At 29.4% G+C, this 11,148-nt stretch carries 11 protein-coding genes; 4 read left to right on the top strand and 7 right to left on the bottom strand.

The genetic code is table 11. The features are described 5' to 3' along the window. Window positions 1-241: 241 nt before the first annotated feature. Together COL3_RS29650 and yunB are read right to left on the bottom strand one after the other, a co-directional pair. Complete coding sequence (locus COL3_RS29650) at window positions 242-370, bottom strand: hypothetical protein (RefSeq protein ID WP_278286697.1); 129 nt, start codon at window positions 368-370, stop codon at window positions 242-244. A gap of 53 nt (window positions 371-423) precedes the next feature. Continuing rightward, complete coding sequence (gene yunB / locus COL3_RS22960) at window positions 424-1,095, bottom strand: sporulation protein YunB (protein ID WP_008428223.1); 672 nt, start codon at window positions 1,093-1,095, stop codon at window positions 424-426. Between the two features lie 105 nt (window positions 1,096-1,200). Here yunB and COL3_RS22955 point away from each other — a divergent pair, with 105 nt between their 5' ends. Beyond that, on the top strand, window positions 1,201-3,753 hold the full coding sequence (locus tag COL3_RS22955) for a PBP1A family penicillin-binding protein (RefSeq protein ID WP_008428224.1): 2,553 nt from the start codon (window positions 1,201-1,203) through the stop codon (window positions 3,751-3,753). Window positions 3,754-3,844: 91 nt separating this feature from the next. Here the strand turns inward: COL3_RS22955 and COL3_RS22950 are convergent, their stop codons facing one another. Continuing rightward, a complete protein-coding gene (locus COL3_RS22950) occupies window positions 3,845-4,708 on the bottom strand; it encodes a YcdB/YcdC domain-containing protein (RefSeq protein WP_008428226.1) in 864 nt (287 codons plus the stop codon). A gap of 222 nt (window positions 4,709-4,930) precedes the next feature. Beyond that, window positions 4,931-5,338, bottom strand: a complete 408-nt coding sequence (gene ndk / locus COL3_RS22945) for a nucleoside-diphosphate kinase (RefSeq protein WP_008428229.1) — start codon at window positions 5,336-5,338, stop codon at window positions 4,931-4,933. 216 nt (window positions 5,339-5,554) lie between these two features. Between ndk and COL3_RS22940 the strand changes: the two genes are divergently transcribed. Then, a complete protein-coding gene (locus tag COL3_RS22940; RefSeq protein ID WP_008428231.1) occupies window positions 5,555-5,827 on the top strand; it encodes an acylphosphatase in 273 nt (90 codons plus the stop codon). A gap of 59 nt (window positions 5,828-5,886) precedes the next feature. On the opposite strand, the gene COL3_RS22935 is transcribed toward COL3_RS22940, so the two are convergent. Beyond that, the gene (locus COL3_RS22935) at window positions 5,887-6,627 is read right to left on the bottom strand and encodes a phosphatase (RefSeq protein WP_008428233.1); all 741 of its coding nucleotides are present in this window, start codon (window positions 6,625-6,627) and stop codon (window positions 5,887-5,889) included. 247 nt (window positions 6,628-6,874) lie between these two features. Here COL3_RS22935 and COL3_RS22930 point away from each other — a divergent pair, with 247 nt between their 5' ends. Further along, the gene (locus COL3_RS22930; RefSeq protein ID WP_008428235.1) at window positions 6,875-7,648 is read left to right on the top strand and encodes an HAD family hydrolase; all 774 of its coding nucleotides are present in this window, start codon (window positions 6,875-6,877) and stop codon (window positions 7,646-7,648) included. Between the two features lie 151 nt (window positions 7,649-7,799). On the opposite strand, the gene COL3_RS22925 is transcribed toward COL3_RS22930, so the two are convergent. Next, a complete protein-coding gene (locus COL3_RS22925) occupies window positions 7,800-8,846 on the bottom strand; it encodes a DNA polymerase IV (RefSeq protein ID WP_035284327.1) in 1,047 nt (348 codons plus the stop codon). A gap of 260 nt (window positions 8,847-9,106) precedes the next feature. On the opposite strand from COL3_RS22925, the gene COL3_RS22920 reads away from it, so the two are divergent. Beyond that, the gene (locus tag COL3_RS22920; protein ID WP_008428239.1) at window positions 9,107-9,538 is read left to right on the top strand and encodes a hypothetical protein; all 432 of its coding nucleotides are present in this window, start codon (window positions 9,107-9,109) and stop codon (window positions 9,536-9,538) included. A gap of 106 nt (window positions 9,539-9,644) precedes the next feature. Here COL3_RS22920 and COL3_RS22915 read toward each other — a convergent pair whose 3' ends face one another. Then, window positions 9,645-10,832, bottom strand: coding sequence for a hypothetical protein (locus tag COL3_RS22915; RefSeq protein WP_008428240.1), 1,188 nt, complete (start codon window positions 10,830-10,832; stop codon window positions 9,645-9,647). Window positions 10,833-11,148 lie beyond the last annotated feature (316 nt).

The following is an 11,148-nucleotide window of genomic DNA, read 5'->3' as shown; positions in this document are numbered from 1 at the left end:
TTAACAGCTCATTTTCAAATGTTTTCTACACAAAAATATTTATTATTTCTAGTTAATATATCCACATGAAGACTTAGTAAATATGTAAGTATATTTATATAATAACTCCAATTATAATATTGGATATCTCTATAGATAAACTAAACATACATTTGATTTATACTTTAAAATATATCCCAACTAGAAATATGAATCATTCTTTTGTGGAGTGTTTCATTAGGAATTTTTATGGTTGTGATTCTTAGACCAGAAGTTGTTCCAAATATGCTAGTTCAAAGCTTGCCTTTGAGGCTAGCATTTTGGATGCAGCTTCTTGTCTTAGAATCACCCATAGAAATTCCTTAGGAACTGGAACAAATGAATGATTCATATTTCGTCGGGCTATATTATTAAGTCTAAATCACGTTTTGGTTATCTATCGCGCTAATTTGCAGCTTCACTCTTATTTTGATCATTTGTTGGAATACCAAAGGTTGTGTTTGGTATTTTTCCGACTATGATTGTATCTGAAACTGGAATTTGGGTGCTTACTTCTGTATCTTGATTTCTCATTGGTAATTTTAATCTTATTTTGGCATTAACATTTAAATATATTTTATGCCTTGTTTGATTGATTCCAGCACTTTCAAACTTCGATTCATAGCTTGTACTTATGTTTCCTATAGGTTCAATGGATACTGTAATTTTAGGGCCTAAGTTATAAAATGCACTACTGCTGCTCATCCATCCTATAGGAACTTTTATCGCTGAATTTTTCATATCACTTAATTCTTTATTACATTCTGTAGCTAATTTAGCCGCTATATAATTTAATTTTATAGTATCTGCTTGAATTAAAGTTATATTTCCTTCACTATTTTTTTCTATTTTTATCATTTTATCATAATTAAAATCTTGCGAAAGAATCTCTACACTTTTTTCGTTTATTATATCTAATGTTTGAGATTTCGCCATTATTATAGCTATTTCTGTTATTGAAGGCATAACTCTTTTATCAAAAAATACTATTATTATATTAAAAGCAACAATAATTAAAATTAGAATAGCAAAAAATGATATGTATTTATGGCTTTTACGTTTGGTATAATATTGCATTATGAACACCTTTATATTGAGTTATTGATTTAATCATACTATAATTATGCTATAATGATATAGAATATTATTAAATTATTAACCTTATAATTTTAGGAGGATAAAATGGCAATTAACGATAAAGCAAAAAAAGCTGATAGTACTCCACGACGTAGAAAGCCAGTAAAAACTAAACAAAAGAAGTCTCACAAAATATTTAAAGGCGTATGTTTTGGTTTACTATTTTGCTTTCTGGCAATCGGTGTGGTAGTAGCGGGATATGCTTTTGCAATAATAAAAACTACACCTCCTCTAAATGTTGATGCAGTATTATCATTAAATCAACCTTCCAGCTTATATGATAGTAATGGGGACTTTATGGATAATCTTCATTCAGATGAGGAACGTTATGTTGTAGATTCTAGTAAAATACCTGCTAACTTAAAAAATGCTTTTGTCTCCATTGAAGATGAGAGATTTTATAAACATAATGGAGTAGATTTTCAAAGAATTGCAGGTTCAGCTTATCTGGATGTGAGGAGATTAATATCAGGACAAAAAGGTTTGCAGGGAGCTTCTACACTAACTCAACAATTAATTAAAAATACAATTTTAACTAATGATGTTTCTATTGAAAGAAAAGTAAGGGAAGCATATTTAGCAATTAGCTTAGAAGAAAGATTAACTAAAGATCAAATATTAACAGCCTATTTGAACACCATTCCTTTAGGGGGGCATGTATACGGAGTAGAGGCGGCATCTTTATCCTATTTCGGAAAAAGTGCTTCTGACTTATCATTGATTGAGTGCGCATACATCGCAGGCATAACTCAAGCTCCGAGCTACTATAGTGCTTATAATGAAAATAATCAAAAAGATCCATCACCTTATATTAATAGAACTCTTACAGTATTAAGTATGATGCATAAGCTTGAATATATTAGTGATGCTGACTATGATAAGGCAGTTAATGATGTAAAAAATGGCGGCTTGGTATTTAAATCAAGCAAAAAAGACTATAGACTAAACTATGAATGGTTTGTATATCCTGCCGTATCTCAGGTAAAAGAGGACTTAAAAGCCAAATATAACTATTCTGATGATGAAGCTTCAAAATTAATGGTAAATGGTGGACTTAAGATTTATACAACAATGAATAGATCACTTCAAGACTTTACTCAAGCTACATTAGATGATTATAGTAACCTAGGAATCAGTAATGGAGAATCATATGATAAAGATGGGGTTCCATTATTGCAGGCTTCTGCTACAATTATGGATTATAGAACTGGTCGTGTTATTGCTATGGTAGGGGGACGCGGTAAGCAGCAACCTCAATCAACCAATAGAGCATATAACGATTTACGCCCAATTGGTTCTTCAACAAAACCATTAACAGTATATGGTCCTGGAATTGATCAAAAGATTATAACAGCTGCTACACCTATTGATGATGCTCCAATTCCTGAGGAAATTGGTAAGAAGTACGTTCCTAATGATCCTTATAATCCTTTGAATTCACCTAACGAATACGCCGGAATCATTAGCGCAAGAGATGCTCTTACTCATTCTAAAAATACAGCTGCTGTTTTGATGGAAGATAAAATCGGACTAAAGACTGGTATATCATATGGGCAAAAGCTCGGCTTGAAGTACAACTCTGCATCAAAAACTTCAATAGCTGCTCTCGCTCTAGGTCAATTTAATAATGACCCAAATGATAGAGATGGAGGAAATACTTATATTTTAGCTGGAGCCTATGGTGCTTTCGGCAACAGTGGTATATATACAAAACCTGTTTTATACACCAAAGTTGTTGATTCTAGCGGTAAAATTATACTTGATAATTCTACTCCTAAACAGACTAAAGTATTTTCACCTCAAGCGGCGTATATTTTATATGATATGTTAAAGGGTCCAGTAACTGAATATAATGCTACTGGTGCAAAATTTGGCGATATGCCTGTTGCAGGTAAAACTGGTACTACTACTAATTCAACTGACCTATGGTTTGCAGGTCTTACTCCTTATTTATCTGGATCAGTTTGGCTTGGATATGATAAGCCTAAACAACTTCTTGGTAGTTCAAGTGGCGCTGCAGTAATATGGGGAAAATTAATGAAGGAAGCTAATAAGGATTTTGAGGTAAAAGATATAGATATGCCTAGCGGCATAGTGAGTCAAGATGTCTGTAAAGATTCTGGGTTGTTGCCTAGTTCAATATGTAGTCAGGATCCTCGTGGTAATCGAGTGGATGAAGAATTATTTATTGAGGGAACAGAACCAACAACAACATGTACAACTCACGTTATAGCTAATGTAAATAGATTTACCAATAAGCTTGCTTCATCAATAACACCTTCCATATTAACTAAAAGTTCAGTATTTATAAAGAAAGACCATCCAAATCCTGCAACAGCGGATTATTTTATGGTTTTACCATCATCTTACGATACTTCAGGTGATACTCCGCCTGCGACGGATACAACAGAAAGTACTCCATCGCCTGCAACTAATGCTAATGGTGCTTTACCCCCACCTATTGTAAATGGTTCTACGCCTGCAGCTAGAAATGGTAATAACACTAATGGCCCTAATATTAATGAAAATAATACTCATAACCCAATTGGTCCTGGTGGTAATTCTGGCACCCTATCGCCGATTTCACCTTCAAATTAAGGCACAATAAAGAAAATATATAATAAAAAATGTAATAAAAAAAGAGGATAATCTTTATGACAGATTGTCCTCTTTTCTATTAAATTTAAGTTCAATTAGATTTTGTTATTACTTCTTTTTCAGCACCATCTTTTAAGACATTTAATATATTTCCATTTTCCGAACTTACAAAGACTTTCCAGCTGCTACTTGCATCCTTATCTGTCTTACCATCTATAGTTACGATATAACAAACTTCATAGATTGGATTTGCTCCTTTATCTATCTTATTATCCGCATATACTAAATTTGTTTCAGGTCTTACAATACCATCTTTATTATACTTTTGAAAATAATCTAATGCTGCTTCTTTTGCTTTTTCATCAGATATATTAATCACAGGTTCTTTACACTCCTTTTGCATTGTAGAGTTTGAATAACCATCTAAAAAACCGTTTTCTTTATCAATGTTTAATTTTATTTCATCAAAATACAATGGGTATCCATTTTTCTGCTCAGTATAAATAAATGAATAATATGGTAAATTGTTTGATCCATCATTAGCATTAACTGTTTTTAATAATACTTCCCCGCTAAAAATATTTTTTAAATATTTTTCAGCTAAAGACCTAGCATCTTGTAATTCTACTTTAGTACTATTAGCCTTAATTTCTTTTTTTGCAAAGCCTATAACATTATTATTTTTATCTAAATCTATACCAAAACTTTGAGTCACTATACTTCTATGAACCAGTTCATTTTGACTATTTAATATTCTACTTCTTTCATATTTGATAGAGTCTAAATTTTGTTCAGTATTTATTGCATTAATTGAATATAATTTAGTCATAAAGTCTTTCGCCGCCCTAATGTCCTTTGCACCTGGTCCAATAAACATATATAATATTACGACTACAATTATAGTAAGAAAAAGTAAAGTTATCCCCCCAATAACACTCGCTTTCTTTAACTTCATCAATAACCTCCTCTGCTAAATAATAAATTCTACTTAATTTATATTATATCATAATTTTGTGTAAACTCCCCAATTTATCTTTATTTGATTAGAAAAAAGTTAAATTTTTGTTTTCAAAATAATATAAATCTTAATACATAAAAAGTGACTATAAAACGCTTTAAAATCATTTTTACTAGCCACTTTTAACATGCTGATACTTTTGTACAATAATATATTCTTTTAAAGTTCCGGAAACCATAATGCGATTTCTTCTTTTGCACTTTCAATTGTGTCTGATGCATGAACGCAATTTTCTGTTTTACTTCTAGCATATCTATGCCTTATAGTTCCTTCTGCAGCATCAGTAGGGCTAGTGGCTCCATTAATATTTCTTATTCTTGCTACTGCATCTTCACCTTGCAAAATTGCTGCACATAATGGACTCCTTGTTATAAACGTTATCAATTCCTCATAGAAGTCTTTTCCTTTATGTTGACTATAGTGCTGTTCTGCAATTTCTCTTGAAGCTTTCATAAGTTTTAACGCTACTATTTTTAATCCATTATCTTCATAGCAGCTTAAAATATTACCTATAATATTTCTTTCTACTCCATCAGGTTTAATTAATACTACACTTCTTTGTACCATTATGCTCCTCCATATCATGTTAATTACTCATATTATTACCTACCTTATGAATATTATACTAAATATTCAGAAAATTATAAATACTTTTATAATTTTATTCCAAATTTATTATATTATGATATAATTTTTTATAATTAAAATAAGTAATACATTTGAATATTAATAAAATATTATTCTTAAATTGAAATACAATATAATAGGCATGGAGGTAAACAGATGATTAGATATTCAATACTTGTAAAAGGACGCGTACAAGGTGTAGGCTTTAGATATTTTGCCCAACTTACAGCTTGTAGATTAAATTTAACTGGCTGGTGCAAAAATCTTATGGATGGTAATGTACAAATTGAAGTACAAGGTGTTGAAAACAATGTTAATGCATTTATTTCTACAATAAAATCAGGCAATAATTTTTGTAGAGTTGACGATATGAATTTAAACAGCCTTCCTATAATCAATGATGAAAAAAAATTCACAATTAAATATTAATTCTATAGGAATATAAGAAAAGCCATAGGCTTTTCTCCCTATAACTTATAATTTATATCTTATAACTTATCACTTGAAAGGTCTTGTAGTCTGCCCTTTTTCTTTAAAAGAAGAAGTAATTCGTCAGGATCTTTGTTAATTATGAGGTCTTCCGGAAAGTCAATTGATTCAAGCATTTTAACTGCTTCACTAAATTCTCCTATTAAGGTACAGAAATGGGCATCACTATTGATTATTAACTTTGTATCGTGTTTTTTACATAATGACGCTATTTCAGTGCAGTTACTGAAACTTCCTATTCTTGATGTTGTAAATGAACTGTTATTGATTTCTATTAAAACATCATTTTCCTTTGCACATTTTACTATTTCTTCGAAATTAACAGGAACTACTGGATTTCCAAGATGCCCTATTATATCAACTCTTCCACTTTCTATCACATTTATAAATGCTCTAGTATTTTCTTCAATATTCCCTACCTTATATACTTCATCGTGTATACTTCCAATTACAATATCCATTTTATCTAATGTGAAATCATCCATATCTAAATTTCCATCATAATCAATTATATTTGCCTCTGTTCCATAAAGCATAGTAACGCCATACATTTCTCTCGGTAATACCTTATAATTATTAAAATACCAAATATGAGGAGCATGAGGCATAGTAATTCCATGTTCCGTAGTACCAAGCACTTTTATCCCTTTTTCTGATGCAGCCTTTGCATTTTCTATTAAGGTTGAGTAGGCATGCCCACTTGCTATAGTATGAGTATGCACATCCAATGCATATTTCATCAAAATCACCCCTTTTATTCATTCTAAAACTTCAAATTAGTCTGAAATCAATAAAAATATTAAGATACATTAATTATTTTTCCTTAATTACTATGTTATCATACTTAGCAGCTTAATTAAACTATAGCAATTTATCGTAAACATTTACTACAATATAAAAATTTCTATTACCTTTTTCTGATTTCAAATATGTGTTATTATTAGAAATGTATATATTTTTAAATTTAAAGTAGTGAAAGGAGATCTTATGATTAAATTAATTGCAACAGATATGGATGGAACACTATTAGATGAAAATGGTCATTTACCAGATGGTTTTGTCGATATTTTAGATCGTGTAAGAGCAAAAAATATAAAGCTAGTAGCTGCAAGTGGAAGACCTTACTATACTTTACAAACCAACTTCGGTCCTGTAGGAAGATATTTATCTTTCATATGTGAAAATGGAGCTCTAGTTGTAGATAATAACGAAATAATTTACAAAAATATTCTTGCAAAGGATATTGTTAAAGATATGATTACTGAATTAAAAACAGTGGAAGGAAATGCAATAGTATTATGTGCTCCTAACTGTGCTTATACTGAAAATTATTCTGAAGAGAATTTAGCTGAAATAAGAAAATACTATACTACTCTAAATATAGTAGATGATTTAAGTAAAGTAGATGATGATATAATAAAAATTGCTATCTGCAATTTAGACGGCACTAATAATATAGCAGAAAGTAAATTCAAAGACGATTATTATATAGTAGCTTCTGGTGAAATTTGGACTGATATTATGAATAAGGGTGTTAATAAGGGAATAGCATTAAAAAACTTAATGGATACCGATAATATATCAAAAGAAGAAACTATGGCTCTTGGAGATTATTACAACGATATAGAAATGCTTGAGCAAGCAGAATACAGTTTTGTAATGGAAAATGCTCCAGACGATATGAGACATTATGGAAAATACATAGCTGCCAGCAACGTAGAACATGGCGTTCTAAGAGCAATACTTGAATATGCACTTTAGGTTAGTTATAAGTTGTAAGTGATAAGTTATAAGTTGAGGATGAAAAGCATTCAGCTTTTCTAAAACCTATTTTAGAAATCTCCTTCAGAGATTTCATCCTCAACTTTTCACTTATCATTTACCACTTGTCATTTCCCACTAGTAAGATATTTTATAATAAACTTATCTGTTCAATTTCTGTCTCTTTAAATGAAGATATACTTACGCCTATTAATCTTACTTCTTCATTAAGCTCTTCACTTTCAAGTAATTCTTCGGCTACTTTAAAAATTTCCCTTTGGGTTCCAATGTAGTTATTTAAGGTTTTACTTCTTGTGTGATTTTCAAAGTCTTTTGTTTTAAATTTTAGAGTTACTGTTTTCCCGATAACATTTTTGCGGCTTAGCACTTCTTCAATTTCATAAGAGAACTCTTTTATATATTCACGTAATTCTTCCTTGTTTTTAGTATCAAATTTCAAAGTCTTTTCTTTTCCTACAGATTTTCTCTCACGGATGTTTTCAACTTTTCTATTATCAACACCTCTAATTCTCTCATATATTTCCATTCCATTTTTCCCTAAGTATTCAATATAAAATTCCTTAGGAATATTGTATAAATCCTTTATATAATATATTCCCATGTTATTAAATTTAGCTACAGATACTTTCCCTAAACCATGGATCTTTGATATAGGAAGTGGAAAAAGTATATCAGGTAGCATTTCTTTTTTTATTTCTTTAATACCATTTGGCTTATTCCAATCTGAAGCTAACTTTGCTAAAAATTTGTTATAGGATATTCCTATAGATAGTGTTAATCCTACTTCTTTATAAACCTTATTTTTAATATATCTTGCTGCTTCCATTCCATCTTTAATTTTTCCTTGAGATAAATCCAAAAACCCTTCATCAATAGAAACTTGTTCTATTAAAGGCGTGACTTCATTAAGTATCTTAAATATTTCCTGAGAAATCTTAGTGTAGCGGCCATATCTTCCAGATACAAATATTCCATTTGGGCATTTTTCCCTAGCCATGAAAATAGGCATTGCTGAATGTACCCCAAATTTCCTTGCTTCATAAGAGCAAGTAGATACAACCCCTCTTTCACTTATGCCGCCAACAATAACTGGCTTTCCTCTAAGCTCTGGATTATCTCTTTGTTCAACAGATGCGAAAAAAGCATCCATATCAACATGCAATATTTGATTTTCCATTTTTATTGTCACCTCATTATGTTTAACAACATATATAACATATTCTGAATTACATATTTGTCTTATATCTATATTATACAATTTTCCTAGTATAATATAAAATTAAAAAATAGGAATCTATCTTAAAAAACTTTAGTATGATTATTTGCTTAATACTAATTAAAATATTACCTAATTCTATATAACATATGGTATAATAATAAAGTATTTTAAGTATAATAGCGTTATTAGCGATATTATTATGTAAAGGAGTAATTATTATGGGTCTTAAAGAAAAAATAAGCAGTAAATTTAGTAACTACTTTCAAAATGCTTATCTTGAAAAATATGGTGACAGAATTACAAGTATATCTGGAACTGTTTTATCTGTAAAATTAATTGAAAAGAGTTACATTATCTTCAATAGATTAATGGTTGAAATGGTTATTAAGCCTGAAGTTGGTAAGAAGGTTGTAAAGTGCTGGTATAAAAAGAATAAATGGTTTAAAAAACCTGAATTTATACAAGTAAAACAAGGAAATAAAGTTATAGTTATGGGAGTTACTGGCGATAAGAATAGTAAAAAAGAAAACTCTCAGGAAGTTCAGATTATGAATTTATTAAATCTTACTACTAAGAAAGATTTAATCCCAATAGATCACAGTCAAATAAAAAAGTCACGTCAGCAAGCAAACAGCATGATGAGAAGATAATAATTTTATCAGAAAAGCTCCAATTGTCTACATAAGCATTGGAGCTTTATTTTATTTGGAATACCACCGATTACGATATTATCAACCTAATATAATTACTTTGCTACTATTTGACGAATATAAGTTTATTCAAATATTTTGTAAAATTTATTGCTCCTATATAGTTTAAATGTACTGGATCAAAGTAATACATTTTATGTGATGAGATTTCCGTACAATTTTTTAAATTGTGATATTCAAAGTTATACAATTTCTTAAATGACATAATTTTGTCTTCAAAATATTTTTTCCACATTTCTCTATTAGGAGATATCCTATTCTCAATTTCTACGTATTTAGGCATCAACAAAACATGTATTTTAATATCAGGATTTAATTTTTTCAATGTACTTAATAATGTATCAAATATTTTTATATTCTCATTTATAGTTTCCTCATATTTATTTCTCATAATACTTACTTCACTATTAAATGATTTTAGCTGCTCATCACTCACTGTTTGCAACCTGTATTCAATACCTCTTACATTAGCAAAATCATTATAATTATTATATGAAAAAATATTAGTAAACAAACTTTCCCAAGCATCTACATCTGCTTCAGTAATCCCCCAAAATCTCTGACTCTTAAAATGATTAACTACCTGATCAAATGAATAAGTAAAATTTTTATTCAAATTAAAATTATGTCCGTCCAAATTATACCCTCCCCAACTCCAATAACTAATAGCAGTTTTAGAGAGCGATACATCGTAATTAAAATATGTATAATCAAACATATCTATTACTGCATATTGTAAATTTTTAATTTTTTCATAGTAATTTGAAATGCAATACTCCAATGTCTTCAAATTGAAATATAAATCTTGCGATGATACAGCCAAATTGCAAAATGATTTATTCAGGTATTTAGTAATTATTCCAACTTCTGAATGGGAAATTCCTAAAATCAATCCATCATACTCTAGATAATTAGGATTTGTCATTACATTATCCACCTTCATCATTGGAATACTAGCTTCATACATCCTATAAAATTCAAGTATTTTTTCGGGCCTTATATTTTTTTCAATAATTAAAATCTGTTTTAAATCTGAACTTAACGCTAAATTGCGTATTGTCAAAATAATTAAATCACATTGTATTTTGTTTATCTCATCTATAGAGAACACGCTATCCTCTTTATTTCCTCCAAAATAAAAGCAATCACAATATCCTACTATTTGATGCCCTTTTTTTAACTGATTTTCTGCAATTAAACTTTCCTCTTTAGATCCTACAATTAAAATCTTCATTTTGTATCCCCTTATTCCACTATAATAAATAATTTTCTAAAATTTATATTCAATATATTTTAAACCAATTCATTTTATATAGAAACTCTATTACCTACCTTATTAGCTCATACTTCTTAACTACATTAATATTATCGTCTATTTCTCTATTAACTGCATGATATAGTACATAAAAAATATTAAACTTTACAATTGACTTAAAATGATTTACTTTCAAATTTTAAGCAAAGCATTATATATCTAACTTCTATATTTTTATAATCTATAAGTGCCTATCTAATCATATTTATGATTAGATAGGCATATTTAATTTTAA

This window comes from Clostridium sp. LS, assembly GCF_002760435.1.
Taxonomy (GTDB): domain Bacteria; phylum Bacillota; class Clostridia; order Clostridiales; family Clostridiaceae; genus Clostridium.
The sequence above is the reverse complement of the archived record's forward strand: the minus strand, read 5'-3'. Positions and strand labels throughout refer to the sequence as shown.